The sequence below is a fragment of the Paenibacillus sp. NPDC056722 genome (genome assembly GCF_042790635.1).
Lineage (GTDB): Bacteria > Bacillota > Bacilli > Paenibacillales > Paenibacillaceae > Paenibacillus_AQ > Paenibacillus_AQ agri.
In genome coordinates this window covers 381,410-400,595 of record NZ_JBHTYV010000005.1, presented here as the reverse complement: position 1 = coordinate 400,595, position 19,186 = coordinate 381,410, and the positions used below count along the sequence as shown (strand labels likewise).

The window sequence follows — 19,186 nt, the reverse complement described above, 5'->3', positions numbered from 1 at the left end:
GCTTTTAAATAACAAATCCCTGTCATATAATAGTAACTAACTTAATCTATAAAATTAAAAGTGATATACTAGGTGCAGGTTATAATTGAGAAGATAATACTAACGTGTAAGGGCGGTAAACATGAGCAGCAGACAAACCGAAACAGACGTTATTTTAATTGGTGCCGGAATCATGAGTGCGACGTTGGGGACATTGTTGAAAGAATTAGTACCGGATTGGAAAATTACAGTGTTTGAAAAGCTGGCTAGCGCAGGAGAGGAAAGCTCCAACGAATGGAATAATGCGGGAACGGGGCATGCTGCACTGTGCGAGCTTAACTACACTACGGAAAAACCGGACGGAACCATAGATATCAGCAAAGCTGTTATCGTGAATGAACACTTTCAAGATTCGATGCAGTTTTGGTCTTATCTTGTGAACCGTGATCTGATTCGTAATCCGCAAGACTTTATCATGCCATTGCCACACATGAGTATGGTGCTCGGAGAGAAGAATGTAGCGTTCCTGAAGCAACGTTTTAAAGCGCTCTCAAACCACCCGTTATTTCAAGGTATGGAATTCTCCGAAGATCCGAAACAATTGCAGCAATGGATACCGCTTATTATGAAGGACCGGCCATTGAATGAGCCGATCGCAGCCACTAAAATCGACACTGGTACGGATGTTAACTTTGGCGCTTTAACGCGCATGCTGTTCAAACATTTAAAGAGTAAGAATGTCGATATTCACTACAAGCATGGTGTCGAAGATATTAGACGAACCAGCGAAGGCTTGTGGGAACTGAAGGTACGGAATGATAGGGGTCAAGTTGAACGCCGTACGGCAAAATTTGTCTTTATCGGCGGCGGGGGAGGCAGTCTTCCTTTGCTGCAAAAATCCGGTATCCCTGAAAGCAAGCATATCGGGGGATTCCCGATCAGCGGGCTGTTCATGGTGTGTAATAATCCAGAAGTTGTAGCCCAGCATCATGCCAAAGTATACGGTAAAGCGAAGGTTGGTGCACCGCCAATGTCTGTTCCGCATCTAGACACCAGATTTATCGATAATAAAAAATCGTTACTTTTCGGACCGTTTGCCGGTTTCTCACCCAAATTCTTGAAGACTGGTTCGATGTTTGATTTGCTCGGTTCTGTAAAACCCAATAATGTGCTAACGATGTTAGCGGCAGGTGCCAAAAATCTGTCCCTGACGAAATACCTAATCCAGCAAGTAATGCTTTCGAAAGAACAACGCATGGAAGAGCTGCGGGAGTTTATCCCTAATGCTAAAAACGAGGACTGGGATCTATTAGTGTCAGGTCAGCGTGTGCAGGTCATCAAAGATACCGCGGCCGGTAAAGGAACACTCCAATTTGGCACGGAAGTGGTGTGTGCCGGTGATGGATCGATTGCTGCATTGCTCGGCGCTTCTCCGGGTGCTTCTACTGCCGTTTCCGTCATGCTTGAGGTGATAGAGAAATGCTTCCCGCAACATCTAAAAGACTGGGAACCAAAAATAAAAGAAATGATTCCTTCTTATGGCGTGCCACTAGTGGACAATCCTGATCTCATCCAGAAAATTCATACTTCTACAGCTAAGACGCTGGGTTTAAGCAGTGAGCGGCAATCCGTCAGGTAGACTGTGTAAAAAATAAGCAGAATAGCCCTCATTCCTGGATTCCATGGAATGAGGGCTATTTGTTTTTCTGAAAATTACCCGGTGACCGAGTAGAAAGGGACTTGTATCAGATTTTCTGAATGAAAACTAGAAAAACTCTATTGGACGCGAGGAGGTAAGGATGCTACAGTCTTTATAATTCATACTAAAACAACCGGATTATAATGTTTTAGTAAAATCATATGAAGGAGGGATAGCACATGAAATTCGCTCTATTCAGTCTGATGCTTAATCTTCCGAATGCTCTTACGGGTGAGACCTTCACCACACAACAAAAATTTCAGAACGTGCTAAAGCAGGCAGAGCTTGCTGAGAAGCTAGGCTTTGATGCTTACGGCGTAGGCGAACGACACGGAGCGCCGTTCTTATCCTCGTCTCCACCGGTTGTTCTAACTGCAATTGCGGCCAGAACGAGTCGCATTCGATTGCTTACGACGGTGACCGTGCTGAGCGTACTGGATCCTGTGCGGGTGGCTGAGGATTATGCTACGCTCGATCATCTGTCTGGCGGACGGCTTGAACTAATCATCGGCAAAGGCAATGATCCACGCCATTATCCGCTGTTCGGAATTAAGGAAGAGGAGCAGTGGGAATCCCTTGCCGAGCGTTATGACCTGCTCAAGCGGCTGTGGAACGAAGAAAATGTCACCTGGCAGGGACAGTACCGGACGCCGCTGGATAAGGTGACGACACAACCCCGGCCGTACCAGAAATCGATTCCGGTGTGGCATGGCAGTGCCTCTAGCCCGTTATCTACTGAGCTTGCGGCGAAGTACGGGGAGCCGATCTTCTCGTCAAATGGCTTTCATCCGATGGCCAAGTACAAGGCACTGATCGACCATTATCGTGAACGCTGGGAGTACTATGGACACGATCCGAAGGATGCTATCGTCGGAGCGGGGGGTGGCAGTCTATATTTGGCGGATACGAAGGAGGAAGCAATCCGTAGATATAAGCCTTATTATGAGGCATTTAGCTCCACGGATTCGGCGAAGCATAATCAATCGCCATTTAAGAGCCTTGAAGATACGGTAGAGAACGGTCCTACACTGGTTGGCAGTCCGGAGAGTGTAATCGAAAAGGTGCTGACTTACCATCGTGCATATGGGCATCAGGTGCTTAGCATCGGTGCGGACGGCTTGAGCGAATCTGAGCAGCTCGAGCAAATAGAGCGGTTCGCTAAGGATGTTATGCCCGTTCTACGGCGCGAAATTCCCAGCACGGTGTGGGACGGAAAGGAACTGACTTTGCAGCAGGCGTGAGTGTAGCGCATAGTCTACTAAAACGTTTAAGAGAAAAGGGGAGCTGAGTATGAAGAGACAACGGTTTATCAAATGGGCGACTTATGTATCGTTAACAACGGCATTGACACTGGTCTTGGCAGGCTGCGCGGCCAAAGGCGGAGAAGCAACAAGCTCTACCGATTCTTCTGCAGCGGCTCCAGCGGTTGCCAAGCCAGTGGAGGGCGGGGAGCTGACCTACGCGCTGGCGACATCTCCTGACACACTCGACCCAGGAGCAAGCGGCTTTGCAGTATCTCACCGGGTGTTCCGAAATATCACGGATAGCCTCGTCGTTCAGACTCAAGATGGAAGCTTCCAGCCTTGGCTGGCAACGGAGTGGACGAAATCGGAAGACGGCAAGACGTATACGTTCAAGCTACGTCAAGATGTTAAGTTCCAAGATGGAACGCCATTTAATGCTGCTGCTGTCAAAGCGAATTTTGACCATATTACGACGTCGGCTAGAGGTCAGGCCAAATCCCTGATCGGTCCTTTTGAATCAGCGGAGGTGGTGGATGATTATACCATCAAGTTAATCCTATCCCAGCCGTTCGAGCCGTTTCTTAGCGGGCTGAGCTCAGCGTTCCTCGGCATCTCTTCACCACAGGCCATACAGCAGTATGGTGATCAATATGGCAAGCATCCTGTAGGCACAGGGCCGTTCAAATTTGTCAGCTGGACGGAGAACGACGAAATCGCTCTGGAAAAGAACCCGGATTACAACTGGGGGCCACCAACTGCGGATAACAAAGGACCTTCGCATCTGGATAAACTGACGTTCAAGATTGTACCGGAAGAGGCGACACGGATCGGTAGTGTACAAAGCGGGCAGCTGCTGGCTGCAGAAGCGGTTCCACCACAGAACATTGCCGCACTTAAAAATGATCCTCAGTTCCAGGTGGATCAGGCGATCACGAACGGTACAGCCTTCTCTCTCTATTTCAATTTGAAGAGTGACATTTGGAGTGATATCAAGGCGCGCCAAGCGGTGCAGCTTGCGGTCGACGTCGATACCATTGTCAAAACTCTATACCTCGGAACCTACGACCGGGCTTGGTCGTCCATTACACCAGGGCTACTCGGATATGATGCATCGCTTGAGAACAAGATCAAACCCGATCTTGATAAGGCAAACCAGCTGCTGGATGAAGCAGGCTGGAAGAAAGGTGCGGACGGCATCCGTGAGAAGGACGGCAAGAAGCTGATTCTCCGTTATCTTGATGGTTCGCCGAACCGGGAGAAGCGTAACGACATCGCGGCGATCGTCCAGCAGCAATTGAAAGCGATCGGCGTCAATGTGACACTCAACATTACAAAGGATACGAGTACTCCACTGAAGGAAGGCAACTTCGATCTGTTTGGCAATTCTCAGGTGAAAGCTGATCCTGACGTGATGCGGAGCATTTTCCAGTCCGGTAAGGAATACGCCAACGGCGGCACGAACTGGTCGAATCTGTCCGATCCTGAAATCGACAAGCTGCTTGATCTTGGCTCAGAGGAGTCTGATCTGGAGAAGCGGAAAGAAGCCTACACCAAAATCCAGCAATATCTGATTGATCATGCTGTTATCCTCCCAATCTATGTATTCCCATATACGGTAGCCCATCCGAAGACGGTCGAAGGTCTGAAATTTGATTTGCTCGGGTACCCACAATTTTACGATGTAAGCATCCACAAATAACCGGGGAGGAGGCTAATGAAATGGCCGGAACCATTGTAACGCGATTACTCACTTCCTTGCTCGTCGTGGCCGGTTCGTCGATGCTTGTCTTCCTCATCATGTATGTACTGCCTGGTGATCCGGTGCTGCAGATGCTGGATGGCAATGCGACATCGCCTGAGGCAATTGCCGATTTACGCCATCAACTCGGATTGGATCAGCCTTTCTATGAGCAATTCTCCCGCTATTTCATCCATTTGCTGCAAGGGGATTTCGGCCATTCGCGGATTACACAAGATCCGGTTCTGCCGAAAATCCTTGAGCAGGTTCCGGCTACGCTTGCGCTTACTTTCGTCAGCGCCGCTGTCTCCATCGTGGTTGGTATCCTTCTCGGCGTCTTGTCTGCGATCCACCGGAACGGCATTATCGACGTGCTGGCACGATTTGTTGGCCTATTCGGCATATCGATGCCGTCGTTCTGGACGGGGATTTTGCTGCTGCTGCTGTTCTCCATTAAGCTGGGCTGGTTTCCAGCGATGGGCTCTGGAAGCTGGAAAACACTCGTGCTGCCCGGTATCGCCCTTGGGCTTGTAGGTGCAGGCTTTATCGTCCGGATGGTCCGCAATACGATGCTTGAGATCATAAGTGAGCCGTTCATCCTGACCCTACGCGCCAAAGGGCTTGCGGAACGGGCGGTCATGTACCGCCACGCGCTGCGCAATTCCTTGATTCCTGCGCTGACGATGATTGGGGTCATGATCGGCGAGCTGCTAAGCGGAACGGTCGTGATCGAGACGGTGTTCGCGCGGCAAGGGATCGGCCGGATTCTCGCTGACGCAATCATGGCAAAGGATATACCGGTGGTGCAGGGCGTTGTTTTTTTTACCGCAATCATCTATGTATCCGTGAACGTGCTGGTAGACATTTCGTATTCGTTAGTTGATCCGCGCATCCGGCGGTCGACCTAAGAAGTCGCATAGAAGGAGGGAGAAACCAGAATGAAAGATGCAACTGCGCTTAAGCCACTGTGGAAAAGCGAACGAAAACGACCTGCAAGGTCATGGCATCTCGGCGCATCTGATTTGTTTCTATACGCGGCAGAATTGGTTGTGCTGTTTCTGATCGTTTGTGCGATTGTGCCGGGGTGGGTCGCGCCCTATTCCCCCACGATGATGGATGCGGCTCAGTTGCTGCAACCGCCCAGCGTTAAGCACTTACTTGGAACCGATTATTTCGGAAGAGATGTGTTCAGTCTGATCGTCTACGGCAGCCGGGATTCACTGCTCATCGGTCTGGCTTCCGTCATTGTGGGTGGCTTGACCGGTGGTATTCTCGGGGCCTTCTCCGGCTATGTCGGAGGATGGGTCGATCAGGTCATCATGCGTATTATCGAGGTTCTGATGACGATACCGGGGATTCTCTTGGCGCTGGCGATTGCTGCTGCCATCGGGCCCAGCTTGATTAACGTCGTACTGGCGATAGCCGCAGGGACGATTCCGCGCTATGCAAGGGTGATGCGGAGCCAGGTGCTTAGCGTCAAGAACCGGGCGTTCGTCACAGCCTCCCGTTCTATCGGCAGTACGGGGTTTCGCATTTTCCGCAAGCATGTGCTGCCCAACTCGCTGGCACCGTTTCTTGTTATGGCGACAATAGGCATTGGCACCTCCATTCTGACTGGATCCGGGCTTAGCTTTCTGGGGCTTGGGGTCATCAAGGAAATTCCGGACTGGGGCACTGTGCTGGCACAGGGACGCGGGTATTTGACGGTAGCCTGGTGGATTTGTACGTTCCCGGGTCTTGCTATCGCGCTATTTGTACTGGCTATCAACATCATTGGAGACCGGCTGCGGGATAAGCTGGATCCGAGAAAAAGCGGCGCCTGACTGGCGGAAGGAGGCAGTATATGACCCGGCCCTTGCTGGAAATCGAAAGCTTGAAGGTTGAATTCCAGGCATCCGGTGGCACACTTGTGCCGATCGCGGATGTCTCCTTTGATATAGGCCGAGGTGAGACGGTATGTCTGGTCGGTGAATCCGGCAGCGGCAAGACGATTACGTCCAAAGCCATCATGCGCTTGACCGATTTCGACCGGGGGCGCATTGCGGCGGGCAGTGTGAAGCTGGACGGTCAAGAGTTAACGACGCTCCCCCAGAACTTGCTGCGGGCTATTCGCGGCAAAAAAATCGCGATGATCTTCCAGGAACCGATGGCGGCGTTCGATCCCGTCTTTACGATTGGTGCCCAGCTTGTGGAGACGATTCGCCGTCACGACAAACGCAGCGTGAAGGAAGCCCGGGCGCATGCGGAGGAGTTACTTCGCCGCGTCGGATTTCCGGAGCCGAAGCTGCGCCTCGGTCAATACCCGAATGAGCTGTCTGGAGGAATGCTCCAGCGGGCAATGATTGCCATGGCGCTCGCCTGCGGGCCGGAGCTTCTAATCGCGGATGAGCCGACGACAGCGCTCGATGTCACGATTCAGGCGCAGATTCTAAAGCTATTGAACGAACTAAAGACGGAATATGGAATGTCCATTCTGCTGATTACCCACGATCTCGGGATCGCAGCCGAGATGGCTGATCGGATGATCGTCATGTATGCCGGACGGATTGTAGAGCAGGCACCGGCAGCCCGCCTGTTTCAGCAGCCGCATCATCCTTACACCGCTGGGCTGCTGCGTTCCATCACGACGATGGACAGCGACCGCAGTGCGGCGCTGTATACCATTGAAGGAACGCCGCCCAATGTGGCGGAATTCCCTTCCGGCTGCCGGTTTCATCCCCGCTGCCCGCTGGCTACGGACCAATGCCGTACCGAGGTGCCGGCGCTGGCCGGAGAAGACGGCCATGAAGCAGCTTGCTGGCATACGGATAAACTTCTGAACGGTCAGGACATCGGTCAGGTAGCGGACCGCCGGACAGTACTACTGGGTGCGTCGGGGACGATAACTTCGTCCCATAAAACGTCGTTTCCAAGCGTCGCAGCTGAAGCGCTAGCGAAGGCACCACCGCTATTTGAGGTTTCCGGATTAACGAAGCATTATCCGGTCAAAGGACCCTTCGGCTTGACCAAGGCTGTCGTTCATGCTGTAGATGACGTTTCCTTCACGATTCACAAAGGGGAGACCTTCGGTCTTGTCGGCGAATCCGGCAGCGGCAAATCTACGCTCGGGCGTGTCCTGATTCAGCTGGAGCAGGCCAGTGCTGGCCGCGTCTTATTTAGCGGCGAAGACCTGACGGATATGAACGCCGCGAGGCGCCGTGATGTTCGCCGGGATATGCAGATGATTTTCCAGGATCCCTATGGTTCGGTCAATCCAAGATGGACGATTGGTGAGACTATTGCTGAACCGTTAGTCGTGCATGAATCGCTGCCTGCTGCGCAGCGGAAACAACGTGTGGAAGAACTGCTGCAGTTAGTGGGGCTGAACCCGGCTTGGGCTGACCGCTACCCTCATGAATTTTCGGGCGGGCAGCGCCAGCGGATCGGGATTGCCCGCGCAATTGCTCTGCAACCGAAGTTCGTGCTGGCAGACGAAGCTGTATCTGCACTAGACGTGTCGGTACAGGCCCAGATCGTCAACTTAATGCAGAACCTCCAGAGCACCCTCGGTTTAACCTATGTATTTATCGCGCATGGTCTTAACATCGTCCGGCATGTGTCGTCGCGGATCGGGGTTATGTATCTTGGCAAGCTGGTCGAGGTCGCGCCGGCAGATGAATTGTTCCAGCATCCAGCCCACCCCTATACAGCTGCGCTGCTTGCTTCCATTCCTTGGCCGGATCCCAGCCGCAAAAGGGAATTCGTCTCCATTCAAGGAGAAATTCCCTCGCCGATGTCTCCGCCGTCCGGTTGCAGATTTCATACCCGCTGCCCAGTGGCGACGGCAAGATGCCGGGAAGAGGAGCCGAAGCTTGCGGACATCGGCAGTGGTCATGCGGCAGCCTGTCATTATCCGCTCTAATCCATTCACATCTTCATTATAAGGAGGCCATCTGACATGAAATTCGCATTAATGAGCTTGTTGCTCAATACGCCTAACGCCCTGACAGGAGAATCGTTCACGACACAGGAGAAATTCCAGAACGTGCTGAAACAAGCTGTGTTGGCTGAGGAGCTGGGCTTCGACGCCTATGGCGTAGGTGAACGACATAGCGCACCATTCATCGCTTCATCCCCGCCGGTTATCCTTACTGCTATCGCCGCGAGAACCTCTCGTATCCGGCTGCTGACGACCGTGACGGTGCTTAGCGTACTTGACCCAGTGCGGGTGGCGGAGGATTATGCGACACTCGATCATCTTTCGGGCGGACGGATCGAGCTGATCATCGGCAAAGGCAACGACGCGAGCCATTATCCGCTCTTCGGCATTTCTGAGGAGGAACAGTGGGAATCACTTGCGGAACGGTATGCACTATTAAAAAGGCTGTGGAGCGAGGAAAATGTCAGCTGGCAGGGGCGCTATCGCACTCCGCTAGAGAATGTCACGACACAGCCGCGGCCGTTCCAGCAGCCGATTCCGATCTGGCACGGAAGCGCCTCAAGCACGCATTCGACGGAGCTGGCCGCCAAATATGGTGAGCCGTTGTTCTCCTCTAATACGATCCACCGCCAGTCTAAGTATACAGCCCTGATCGAGCATTACCGCGAGCGGTTGGCTTTTTACGGTCATGATCCCGCGAAGGCGGTCATCGGTTCAGGCGCGGGCGGTGCTATTTTTATAGCCAACACGACCGAAGAGGCGATTAAGAAATTCCGGCCTTATTATGATGCGTTCCACGGCAGACTGAAAGCTCCGCACGATCTGTCCCCCTTCCGGGATCTTGAAGATAATATCGAGAATGGTCCGATTCTGGTTGGTAGTGCCGAGCATGTGATTGAGAAAATCCTGCGCTATAACAAGGCGTTCGGTAACCAGGTGCTCAGTATCAGCGTGGACGGCCTGACAGAGTCGGAGCAGCGTGAGCAGGCGGCACGCTTCGCCGAAGAGGTTGCTCCTACCCTGCGGCGCGAGATCAAGAGCTCGATATGGAATGATGTGAACCCAGCAGTGGAAACAGAAGCCATTCAAGAGCCTGTTGTATAGGCGAGATATTGATGAAAGGCCTTTAGCAGAACGAGATAAATCATGGACAGAGAGGGTTTTCTGCACATTTTATAGAATTGTACTTTTTATAAAATGTGTAGAAAGCAGGTCCTGAATTTGATTACTTTAGAAGCTGTTAGCGAACCAATGTCGCCAGAAAATATTGAAATTCAAACATCTATGATGAACTCTCAGCCGTCTTATAATCTTGTGGTTATGGGTAAAGCGTTATTAACATCTGAAGAGATATTGGAAGAGAATACGAATAATTTCGAATCTGGTGAAAAGATGTTTTACATCAGAAAGCATGATGAGAACATCGGGATAGTCACATACCTCCTGAGAAATCCACATGATAATTATACGTGGATTGGTTTACTGATAATACATAAGGATCATGAAGGCCATGGAATTGGAAGAGAAGCTGTGGAATTGATAGAGAGTAAATTGCGTCAGGAAAACGTAGATAAGGTAAGGCTCTGTGTTCAAAAGGAAAATGAAAGCGGGGCTCTATTCTGGGGCAAGAATGAATATGTCATTGTTAACAGCAGCATAGACCACCGTGGCAATCCCATAGATATCTATGAAAAGAAACTGTAGAAAAAAGACAGCCCCATTGAGCTGCCGGATCTTGAATGTCCGGGCAAAGCCAATGGGGCTATTTTTCTCTTTTATAGTATTTGCTCGAATTCAGCAAGCGGGCGTAACAGATTCTGCTTCACGATGCGGGCAGCAGCGTCTGAATCATGTTCTTCCAAAGCCTGAATAATTTGCTCATGTTCTTCAGCTGCGGCCAGCGTTTGGCCTAGAGGCTGCTTCAGGAAAAAGTATTTAAATCGGCGAATATGAATTTGCAAGGAAGAACAGAAGGAAACAATGTAAGGGTTATCGCCAATCTCCATGATTAAGTTATGGAATTCTTCATCATATTCCAGTGCCTGATATAGATCTTTATCCTTGATACTCTGTGTGAACAAACGATTCAGTTCACGCAGCTGTTGGATTTGTTCAGGCTCGATCCGCTGGGCAGCCGTTTCGACAGCCAGGGCATGCAGTACCCCAAGGGGAGCGTATAGCTTACTGATATGATCTTTATCAATAGTGGTTACGCGTGTATCTTTGCCCGGAAACATCTGAACGAGCCCTTGAGCCTCAAGCAATTGCAGTGCTTCCCGGACGGGTGTTCTGCTCACACCAATTGCCGCGGCGAGTGCAGCGTCGTTAAGCTTCTCATCCGGCTGCAGTGTACCTTCTATAATCCACTTCTTCAACTGGGATAATGCCAGGTCTTTGGCCGTGGAGCGGGTTGGTTTTGGATAATCGGAAGGAATAGGCATAATATTTCATCCTCTTTGTTGTAATGACAGATGTATGCCAAGCAGCATCTCTGTCGGTTGGTTTTTAATATATCGCATACTGCTAGCGAAATCAATTCAAGGATAGCTCTAGCGCTGAGCAACTCCCCTAGGCTATTTTTACTATTGAAATGATAAATTTAAAAAAGAGACGTTATTCAATAGCGAATCTTCCATCTCATTAAGATAGCGGATTTCCTCCTCTGTTAATTGATCTTTGTCTAAATGTACTGAATGATATGTGAAGGAATAGAGATGTCTGTAATCAATGAAATACGCAATTTCTTTAAAGAAGGATGTATTGGGGTTCGCACGGGTATATCCACTCATAAATGAGCTAAAGAAGTTTTTAGCGAATCCATCTCTTTCAGATTTTGGAACCGTGAGAGCTGCATGATAGATAACAATGGCGATATCGTAAGCAAACCAATGGTATTCACTATCGCCAAAATCGATAAGAGTGAGTTCAGGTCCTGTCTTTAATAAATTTCCATGATGCAGGTCACCGTGAATCAGTCCGAAGGAGTCACTCGAGATAGGTAACGCATGCAACTCTTTTATGTACTGTTTCCATTTTTGAATAAGCTCAGGGTTGAGAGGAAGTGTCTCCACATTTAGTAGTAAATGGTTTTGATCCCAATGAGGACGAGCGTGAACGGCTGAATATCCTTTGGAAAAGAGGTGTACCCTGCCCAATAATTCGCCCCACTTTTCAAATAAAGCCTCCCCCCAAGCCTCTTGCTGCTCTGGTGCAATGTGGGCACCGTTTATCTTTTCAAAAGCTACATAGTAGTACTCTTCATTAACGGGTTGAATGTATTCATTCCCTACAGTACGTAGAGGCCGAACGACATGGACCCCTTGCGTATGTAAGTATTCCAGCCACTCCAACTCCGATAACGTGTCCCTTTCGGAATGATTTGTTTTCTCCACTATTTTCACAATAAAAGGATCTTTCGCACCGGCCTCGAAGACATTGTCATTATATCCCCCAAGAAGCTTAACTTCTGCCGGGCTTATGCCTAGTTGAGAGATCATTTCACTTACGATTGTTTGATGGATCATGCACTCACTCCTTTACAGATTCTGTATTTCAAATATAATCCATTGTATGTAATAAAAGCGAATCTGAGAGAATGACCCTCCGCATTGTTTTCTCCCCAATAATCATGCGACCGGACCAGGATTGTTTCCACCCTCATTTGGCAACAATGACTGGCAGGAGGGATGGGTAATATGCATGCTTATTGGGACATTTTATTTCGGGCCGCACTTTCGATTTTAGCGCTTTTACTGGTAGCCAAGCTGCTGGGGAAGCAGACAATCTCTAATATGACGTTTCACGATTTTGTGACTAGTATAACGCTGGGCTCCATTGCGGGAAATCTGGCGTTTAATGAATCGTTAAAAACATCCTATTTCATACTGGCGCTTATTGTAGTCACGGCTGTGTCATTTTTGCTATCCTACATAGCTTTGAAGAACCGTAAATTAAGAAACTGGATCTCTGGTTCTCCTACGGTACTGATCGAGAATGGGGAAATTCTTGAGCACAACATGAAGAAACTAAGGTACACACTCGATACTTTGGCTCAGGTATTACGCGGCATGGGGATTTTCAATATGGAAGAGGTGGCTTATGCGGTGTTGGAGGATAACGGGACAGTCTCAGTATTGAAGAAAGAGGAGTACCAATTCGTCACGAAAAAGGATATGAAGCTTCCTGTGAAGACACAGCATTTTCCGGTGGAGTTCGTCATGGATGGGGTCATCATGGAGAAGAACCTGGAGAGTCATGGGTTGACTACAGAATGGCTAGAAAAGCAAGTAAAGCGCAAGGGGAAGCGGCTGTCCGATGTGTTCTACGCCGTAAGAGGCACGCAGCATCAGCTCTTTTTTGATTTCTATGAGGATGGTATCCAAAAGCCGGTGGATAAGGAATAACGCACAATGGACGACCGGAAGAGCCCTCGCTCCACTTTAACATAGTAGTATTAATACCCGTATAAATAGGCAACTGTCAGCGGTGGATTCTACCCTGTATGATGTCTGTAGTTCGCATTAGAAAGGTGGAGAAAGCTTTGAAAAAAAGAACGCTTGGAAACAGCAAACTGGAGGTATCCGCTCTAGGTCTTGGTTGTATGGGCATGTCCGACTTCTATGCCGGGCGGGATGAAGCGGAATCCATCCGCACCATTCACCGGGCATTGGAGCTTGGCGTTACGCTGCTCGACACTGCAGATGTCTATGGTTTAGGCGAAAATGAAGAATTGCTCGGACGGGCTCTGAAGGGCCGCAGAGATGGGGTTATCTTAGCAACCAAGTTCGCCGCAGTAGTTGGTGAGAATGGTGCCGTTAGCGTCAACGGCCGCCCTGAATATGTAAAGGCTGCATGTGATGCCAGTCTGAAACGTCTCGGTGTCGATCATATAGATCTCTACTATCAACATCGCGTTGATCCGGATACACCAATTGAAGAAACTGTAGGCGCGATGGCTGATCTTGTCAAAGCAGGCAAGGTTCGTTATCTCGGTCTGTCGGAAGCTTCTCCTGAGCTTATTCGCCGTGGACATGCCGTTCATCCTATCACAGCGTTGCAGACGGAATATTCGCTATGGGATCGCGATGTTGAGGAGTCCATTCTGCCGACATGCCGCGAGCTAGGCATCGGCTTCGTGCCTTACAGCCCGCTCGGCCGCGGTTTCTTGACCGGACAGATCCAGCGCTATGAGGATCTTGAACCAGACGATTACCGTCGTACTTCTCCAAGATTCCAAGGCGAGAACTTCCAGAAGAATCTAGACCTTGTGACCAAAATCAAGGAGCTCGCAACTGAGAAGGACTGCAAGCCATCTCAGCTAGCCTTAGCTTGGCTACTTGCTCAGGGAGAGAACATCGTGCCGATTCCGGGAACGAAACGCACGCTATATCTTGAAGAGAACCTTGGTGCACTGGACGTTGAACTGACACAAGATGACCTTGCCCAGATCGAAGCGATCGCTCCGCAAGGCATTGTCTTCGGTTCCCGCTACTAAGATTAGGTACAAATAAAAAGGAGCTGTCTCATCGCATCTTTGTCTGCGGTGGGGCAGCTCCTTTTGCTGTTCACACAGAGCGCTGGCTTCATCGCTGGCGTTCTTAGGTTTGCGCTGGTCTGTTCAACTCCACGTTTTTTGCATTTGAAAAATCATTCGTATATACTACTACCATTCTTAGCTTGAATATTACGTACTGAAAGGCTGGTGGGCTTTGAATGAATCATACAAAGCAGCGTCATCACGAGCTTGGGGACTTTCTCAAAACCCGCCGGGCAAAGATTTCCCCCGAGCAAGTAGGGCTGCCCGCAGGAATACGCCGTCGTACGCCGGGACTGCGCCGTGAAGAGGTCGCTTCTCTGGCAGGAATCGGCGTAACCTGGTACACCTGGCTTGAACAGGGACGTCCGATTCAGGTGTCCATACAAATATTGGAGAGCTTGTCCAGAGTGCTGATGCTCAACCGTCAGGAGATTGTGCACCTGTATGCTCTTGCTCAACATGTTCCGCCTTCCTATTATCCCAGCCCTGAAGAGGTCAAGCCGATGCATCAGCATGTATTGGATAATCTAATGGAATCCCCGGCCATGATCGTGGACAATCGCTGGAATGTTATTGCCTGGAATCGGGCTGCGGCGCTTGTATTCTGCGATTTCAGCCAATTAGAGTGCAGCAAGCGCAACCTGATGCGAATCATGTTCACGGATAAACATTTTGCCGGACTGTTCCCTGATTGGGAGATCAGTGCCCAGACGATGCTGGGCAAGTTCCGGGCGGATTGCAGCCAATATATTGAAGATCCATGGATTACGCAATTTGTTGATGAGCTTAGATCGATAAGCAAGGAATTTGATCAATGGTGGCCTATGCACCGGATCGACAAAGACCGGGATATGTACAAATTGCTGAATCATCGCCTGGCAGGACAGCTTAATTTTGAGATTACAAGCTTTCTTATATCGGAAAATACAAACCTGAAGATGTATGTCAATACGCCGAAGAATGGTACGGATACAAGGCAAAAGCTGAAGCAATTGCTGGAATCAGACGTTAGTGAGCAAGTCCTTGTGCATCCATAAGTGTAACCCCGGCAATAGTGGTAAATAGATGAATATGTAAATAGCCAAGGCGCTCTCAGGGGTGCCCTGGCTATTTGTGTTTGGCGGGCCAAGCGTATATTACATCCGATCCAAGCCATATAATGATAGGGCAGACTCCGCAAGTCTGTCCGCGCTGGAGAGTGCTGTGCTGGAAATGGTATACTTCTAATAGATACTGGAGTTTCTCACGGGAGGGCATGGAAGATGAGCGATGAGTTGTTGGAACAACTGGAAACATGGCATGAAGAAGATGAATTTCAAGAAATCGTAGATGCGATTATGGAGATTCCTGAAGAAGACCGGGATTATGAGTTAACCAGTCATTTGGGCAGAGCGTTGAACAATTTGGGTGAATACGAAGAGGCGCTTCAGCAGTTTGAGAAGATCAGTGAGGAAGGATTGGAGGATGCGCTCTGGCATTACCGGGTTGGCGTATCTCATTATTATCTCAAGCAATATGACGAAGCACAGCAAGCCTTTGAAGCAGCCGATAAGCTGGACCCCGAAGATGAGGATACCTTGGAATTCCTGGAATGGATTCGGGAAAAGACCGCGAAGAAGCAGGCCAAAACACCTGCGAAGAGTTCGTATAAGCCGGTTGATGCCTCGAATTTCTGGGATGACAGCGAGGCTGCCCTGCAAAAGTATGTATCTGAGCCGCCGACAGACGACCTGATCGATTCCGTGGAAGAACAATTGGTCTTCAAGCTGCCTCCATCCTATGTTGCTTTGATGAAATTACATAACGGCGGTATTCCTAATCATACGAGTTACCCCACAACAGAAGGGAAATTCATTACGATCGCTGGTATTCGTGGAATTGGACGGGACAAGCCTACTTCACTGTGTGGAGCTGCCGGCAGCCGGTTTGTGATTGAAAATGAGGGTTATCCCGAAATAGGTGTCGTCATTGGCGACAGTCTTGCTCCCACAGAAGGTGTGATTATGCTGGACTATCGTTCATCCGGTAATGTCGGTGAACCGGAAGTTGTCCATGTCAGCCAAGAGAAGGGTCATAAGATTACAGAGTTAGCGCCTAACTTCGAGACCTTTATCCGCGGGCTGGTGAGCCAAGAGGCAGGCGTGACCGAGTAAGATAATCGTTCTAAAAAAACGAGCCGCTAGAGAAATTCTAGGGCTCGTTTCTTTTATATTATCAGGACATTAACCGGCTGCCCAGACATCCAATTCAATTTTTAGTTCAGGCAGACCTAAGCCTTGTATATATGCAACCGTCATGGACGGCGATGTAGGTCCGAATACAGCATTCCATTTTTCATAGAAATGATTCCAATCGATCTCTTCAGTCGCCCAGATGTTTATTTTAATGACGTGATCTGGCGTCAGTTGTTGAGAAGACAAGATGGCGATGATATTGTTCATGGTATTTGTGACTTGCTCATTAAAATCGGCGGGAATATGATTGTCCTGATCGATGCCAATTTGGCCGGAGAAGACGTATAGCTCTGCATTTCGGTCTATTTTGGTGACATGACTGTAGTTTCCAACAGGCTTCGCGATCATTTCGGGGTTATATCGTTGAACTGGAATTTGTTTAAGATTCATTGTGTGCAGGTCTCCTTATAAATGGAAAATATATATTGGTTTACGATTATATATTTTCACCGTTTTTTTATAGAATGCTGGCGATCTAGACAGACTTATCCCGTCAATCTCGATTCTAGAAAAAAACAGCCGTAGAATACCCGATACCAGAGGCTAAGGATTTAATCGATCTCTTTTTCATCAGGTACTCCTCCTTCATGTTTATAAGTGACTTACCGTTCAATATTAACATAAGCGAATAAGAAGTACAAAAATGACGGCAGTTAGCGCGGTACTGCTTGTTGAAAAACTTTACTGTGAGAATCATTATCAATATAATGTAGGGAAACCGCAGTAATGCGGCTGAGGGGATGATGCACTGCGATGAACTTGAATGAGCATATTATGCTGTGGAACCATACTTCGGTGAAAATAATGGATGTACGGTATATACTGCTGGAGCAGGGGGAAACGTCGGTGGAGTACTCTCTTCCGGCTAGTACTTTTGTGTATGTGGTTAGCGGCCGTGCAACAATTTGGCTGGATAATTCAATGTATAGCGTGAATCGGTTCCACGTCCTGCATGGAGGGAAAGGCTCGCGTCTTGACATCGCAGTTGAAGACCAGCTTGAGTATTATTTGGTATTATACAAAGCTGGACTGACATGGCCAGCGGCTCAGGAACAATCACGGCTGATGGGGCCAAACAAACCGTTTCAGCTTCAATATTCATTCGTACCGTTATATCCGCTCTCACTGCTCGGCCAGGTGGAGCTTATGTTTCAAGAGTGGATGAAGTCTGCGCCGTTGGAAAAGTTACATGCAAGAACGCTGTTCTATCAATTCGTATACGAACTGTTAAGCCAGATGCAGCAGCAGGGTATTGAACCTATGCGGCCTGATCTGGTGGCACAGGCACTCCGATTCATGAATGACCGCTATATGGAGCCTATAACACTTGAGGTGATGGCGGACCTGTTAGATTGCAGTACGAGATATTTGACTAAGCTGTTCAAAAGCAGAATGAAGGAAAGCCCGATTCGCCTTCTCACACAAATTCGTATGAACAAGGCCGCGCAGCTATTAATAGATTCAGAAGGTACCTTGCAAGAGATTGCTCAGCGTGTAGGCTACCCTGATGCACATTCACTGAGCCGTAGCTTCAAGAAGCATTATGGTGTGGCGCCTGCATTGTTCAGAACGAAGGGACGCATTGAACATTTAGTTCCCAAATTGCCCTTTAATGCTTCCCGATCTGCCATTGTGCCTGGCATTCCGATTCGATATATTGATAATGAATGTGAGAATAATTATCAATTGTATGGAAAAGGGGATATACATATGTACAAACAATACAAATCAGCCTCTATGGCGACAGCAACATTGCTGTTATGTATGATGTTGTTGCTTAGTGCCTGTTCAAGTGGTAGTACGAGTACAGGAAACAGCGCTTCTGGCACAGGAGGTACTGCAGTATCAGGTCAGAGTTCTAATGATGCATCTCCAGCACAGTCGTCTCAAGCGGCTTTAACCAAAAACTATACGGACAGTCAAGGAACTGTGGTCATTCCGGCGAATCCACAGCGAATAGTAGATCTGACGGGTAGTTTTACCGGTAATTTACTTGCACTAGGCGTCAAACCGGTGGGGGCACAAAGTGATGCTCTAAAGAATCCGTTCCTGAAAGGCTTGGTGGACGGAGTAGAAGCTGTTGGTGACACATTCTCGCCAGAGAAAATCTTAAGCCTGCAGCCCGATCTTATTATTGTAGTCGCTGCTGATGTGATGGAGCCAACCTACAAAGAGTTGGATAAAATCGCCCCGGTCGTTCGTATAGAATATGGAAAGTATTCTTATAAAGATCTGATGCTCGAATACGGGAAGCTTGCAGGCAAGGAGCAGGCCGCAGAGGACTGGGTCAAAGAGTGGGACCGGAAAATCAATGAATATAAACCGCAAATACAGGAGGTCGTAGGTGACAGAACAGTTTCCATCCTCCAGCCGTATGCGAAGGGAATTTATGCATTTGGCGATTTTTATGCCAGGGGCGGTGAAATTCTGTACGGAGAGCTTGGCTTGAAGGCCCCTAAGATTATTCAGGAGGAGGTCCTGGACAAACACGAAGGATTTGCTGACTTATCTTTGGAGCAGCTGCCGGAATACGCTGGTGATTATATCTTTACGAGCAACTGGGGATGGGACGATGGTGACCCGGATGTGGTGTATGGTAGTCCTTTATGGAAGAGTCTTCCTGCTGTAAAAGAGAACCGGGTGTTTTTTATGAATGCCAAAGGTTCTTATTATAATGATGCTGTATCTATGGAAGCTCATCTGGACTTTATTATTAAGAGCTTCCTTGGAAAATAATATCTGCACTTCTTACGCTTGAATAAGGGCGCCCGATGGGCGTCCTTATTCTTCGTATGATCAGATATAGCTGCTATTGCTTTTACTCCTGCGAGAGTCAG

The 19,186-nt window shown here is 48.9% G+C and carries 16 protein-coding genes; 13 read left to right on the top strand and 3 right to left on the bottom strand.

Annotated elements, in window-relative coordinates; genetic code table 11:
* Positions 1-121: 121 nt before the first annotated feature.
* The 8 genes from mqo to ACFRAM_RS15700 all read left to right on the top strand — a co-directional run bounded on the left by mqo (position 122) and on the right by ACFRAM_RS15700 (position 10,283).
* Positions 122-1,618, top strand: coding sequence for a malate dehydrogenase (quinone) (gene mqo / locus ACFRAM_RS15735; protein ID WP_379466633.1), 1,497 nt, complete (start codon positions 122-124; stop codon positions 1,616-1,618).
* A 239-nt stretch (positions 1,619-1,857) separates the two neighbouring features.
* Entirely contained in the window at positions 1,858-2,919 is a 1,062-nt protein-coding gene (locus tag ACFRAM_RS15730; RefSeq protein ID WP_379466632.1) for an LLM class flavin-dependent oxidoreductase, read from the top strand.
* A 49-nt stretch (positions 2,920-2,968) separates the two neighbouring features.
* Complete coding sequence (locus ACFRAM_RS15725; protein ID WP_379466631.1) at positions 2,969-4,621, top strand: ABC transporter substrate-binding protein; 1,653 nt, start codon at positions 2,969-2,971, stop codon at positions 4,619-4,621.
* Between the two features lie 20 nt (positions 4,622-4,641).
* Positions 4,642-5,568 (top strand): ABC transporter permease, encoded by a 927-nt coding sequence (locus tag ACFRAM_RS15720; RefSeq protein WP_175373444.1) that lies wholly within the window; start codon positions 4,642-4,644, stop codon positions 5,566-5,568.
* Between the two features lie 30 nt (positions 5,569-5,598).
* The gene (locus tag ACFRAM_RS15715; RefSeq protein WP_379466630.1) at positions 5,599-6,483 is read left to right on the top strand and encodes an ABC transporter permease; all 885 of its coding nucleotides are present in this window, start codon (positions 5,599-5,601) and stop codon (positions 6,481-6,483) included.
* A gap of 20 nt (positions 6,484-6,503) precedes the next feature.
* A complete protein-coding gene (locus ACFRAM_RS15710) occupies positions 6,504-8,561 on the top strand; it encodes an ABC transporter ATP-binding protein (RefSeq protein WP_379466629.1) in 2,058 nt (685 codons plus the stop codon).
* A gap of 36 nt (positions 8,562-8,597) precedes the next feature.
* Entirely contained in the window at positions 8,598-9,683 is a 1,086-nt protein-coding gene (locus ACFRAM_RS15705; RefSeq protein ID WP_379466628.1) for an LLM class flavin-dependent oxidoreductase, read from the top strand.
* Between the two features lie 117 nt (positions 9,684-9,800).
* On the top strand, positions 9,801-10,283 hold the full coding sequence (locus tag ACFRAM_RS15700; RefSeq protein WP_379466627.1) for a GNAT family N-acetyltransferase: 483 nt from the start codon (positions 9,801-9,803) through the stop codon (positions 10,281-10,283).
* Positions 10,284-10,354: 71 nt separating this feature from the next.
* Here the strand turns inward: ACFRAM_RS15700 and ACFRAM_RS15695 are convergent, their stop codons facing one another.
* Both ACFRAM_RS15695 and ACFRAM_RS15690 read right to left on the bottom strand, forming a co-directional pair.
* The gene (locus ACFRAM_RS15695) at positions 10,355-11,020 is read right to left on the bottom strand and encodes a GntR family transcriptional regulator (protein WP_066378080.1); all 666 of its coding nucleotides are present in this window, start codon (positions 11,018-11,020) and stop codon (positions 10,355-10,357) included.
* Positions 11,021-11,161: 141 nt separating this feature from the next.
* Complete coding sequence (locus tag ACFRAM_RS15690) at positions 11,162-12,103, bottom strand: phosphotransferase enzyme family protein (RefSeq protein WP_379466626.1); 942 nt, start codon at positions 12,101-12,103, stop codon at positions 11,162-11,164.
* Positions 12,104-12,274: 171 nt separating this feature from the next.
* Here ACFRAM_RS15690 and ACFRAM_RS15685 point away from each other — a divergent pair, with 171 nt between their 5' ends.
* The 4 genes from ACFRAM_RS15685 to ACFRAM_RS15670 all read left to right on the top strand — a co-directional run bounded on the left by ACFRAM_RS15685 (position 12,275) and on the right by ACFRAM_RS15670 (position 16,268).
* Entirely contained in the window at positions 12,275-12,982 is a 708-nt protein-coding gene (locus tag ACFRAM_RS15685; RefSeq protein ID WP_379466625.1) for a DUF421 domain-containing protein, read from the top strand.
* Positions 12,983-13,119: 137 nt separating this feature from the next.
* Entirely contained in the window at positions 13,120-14,073 is a 954-nt protein-coding gene (locus ACFRAM_RS15680) for an aldo/keto reductase (RefSeq protein ID WP_379466624.1), read from the top strand.
* 218 nt (positions 14,074-14,291) lie between these two features.
* Positions 14,292-15,152 carry a helix-turn-helix transcriptional regulator gene (locus ACFRAM_RS15675; protein WP_379466623.1) on the top strand — a complete coding sequence of 287 codons (861 nt, stop codon included), beginning with the start codon at positions 14,292-14,294 and terminating at the stop codon, positions 15,150-15,152.
* A 225-nt stretch (positions 15,153-15,377) separates the two neighbouring features.
* Positions 15,378-16,268: an SMI1/KNR4 family protein gene (locus ACFRAM_RS15670; protein ID WP_379466622.1), complete on the top strand. Its 891-nt coding sequence runs from the start codon at positions 15,378-15,380 to the stop codon at positions 16,266-16,268.
* A 69-nt stretch (positions 16,269-16,337) separates the two neighbouring features.
* Here the strand turns inward: ACFRAM_RS15670 and ACFRAM_RS15665 are convergent, their stop codons facing one another.
* Positions 16,338-16,739: a RidA family protein gene (locus ACFRAM_RS15665; protein ID WP_379466621.1), complete on the bottom strand. Its 402-nt coding sequence runs from the start codon at positions 16,737-16,739 to the stop codon at positions 16,338-16,340.
* Between the two features lie 363 nt (positions 16,740-17,102).
* On the opposite strand from ACFRAM_RS15665, the gene ACFRAM_RS15660 reads away from it, so the two are divergent.
* Positions 17,103-19,085: an ABC transporter substrate-binding protein gene (locus tag ACFRAM_RS15660; protein ID WP_379466620.1), complete on the top strand. Its 1,983-nt coding sequence runs from the start codon at positions 17,103-17,105 to the stop codon at positions 19,083-19,085.
* Positions 19,086-19,186: the final 101 nt, after the last annotated feature.

Excerpts from the sequence above, each read along its gene's own strand:
- ACFRAM_RS15675 (WP_379466623.1), top strand. The coding sequence starts at position 14,292 with ATGAATCATACAAAGCAGCGTCATCACGAGCTTGGGGACTTTCTCAAA.
- ACFRAM_RS15720 (WP_175373444.1), top strand. The coding sequence starts at position 4,642 with ATGGCCGGAACCATTGTAACGCGATTACTCACTTCCTTGCTCGTCGTG.
- ACFRAM_RS15670 (WP_379466622.1), top strand. The coding sequence starts at position 15,378 with ATGAGCGATGAGTTGTTGGAACAACTGGAAACATGGCATGAAGAAGAT.
- ACFRAM_RS15725 (WP_379466631.1), top strand. The coding sequence starts at position 2,969 with ATGAAGAGACAACGGTTTATCAAATGGGCGACTTATGTATCGTTAACA.
- ACFRAM_RS15665 (WP_379466621.1), bottom strand. The coding sequence starts at position 16,739 with ATGAATCTTAAACAAATTCCAGTTCAACGATATAACCCCGAAATGATC.
- ACFRAM_RS15690 (WP_379466626.1), bottom strand. The coding sequence starts at position 12,103 with ATGATCCATCAAACAATCGTAAGTGAAATGATCTCTCAACTAGGCATA.
- ACFRAM_RS15730 (WP_379466632.1), top strand. The coding sequence starts at position 1,858 with ATGAAATTCGCTCTATTCAGTCTGATGCTTAATCTTCCGAATGCTCTT.
- ACFRAM_RS15710 (WP_379466629.1), top strand. The coding sequence starts at position 6,504 with ATGACCCGGCCCTTGCTGGAAATCGAAAGCTTGAAGGTTGAATTCCAG.
- ACFRAM_RS15705 (WP_379466628.1), top strand. The coding sequence starts at position 8,598 with ATGAAATTCGCATTAATGAGCTTGTTGCTCAATACGCCTAACGCCCTG.
- ACFRAM_RS15715 (WP_379466630.1), top strand. The coding sequence starts at position 5,599 with ATGAAAGATGCAACTGCGCTTAAGCCACTGTGGAAAAGCGAACGAAAA.
- ACFRAM_RS15685 (WP_379466625.1), top strand. The coding sequence starts at position 12,275 with ATGCATGCTTATTGGGACATTTTATTTCGGGCCGCACTTTCGATTTTA.
- mqo (WP_379466633.1), top strand. The coding sequence starts at position 122 with ATGAGCAGCAGACAAACCGAAACAGACGTTATTTTAATTGGTGCCGGA.
- ACFRAM_RS15660 (WP_379466620.1), top strand. The coding sequence starts at position 17,103 with ATGAACTTGAATGAGCATATTATGCTGTGGAACCATACTTCGGTGAAA.
- ACFRAM_RS15695 (WP_066378080.1), bottom strand. The coding sequence starts at position 11,020 with ATGCCTATTCCTTCCGATTATCCAAAACCAACCCGCTCCACGGCCAAA.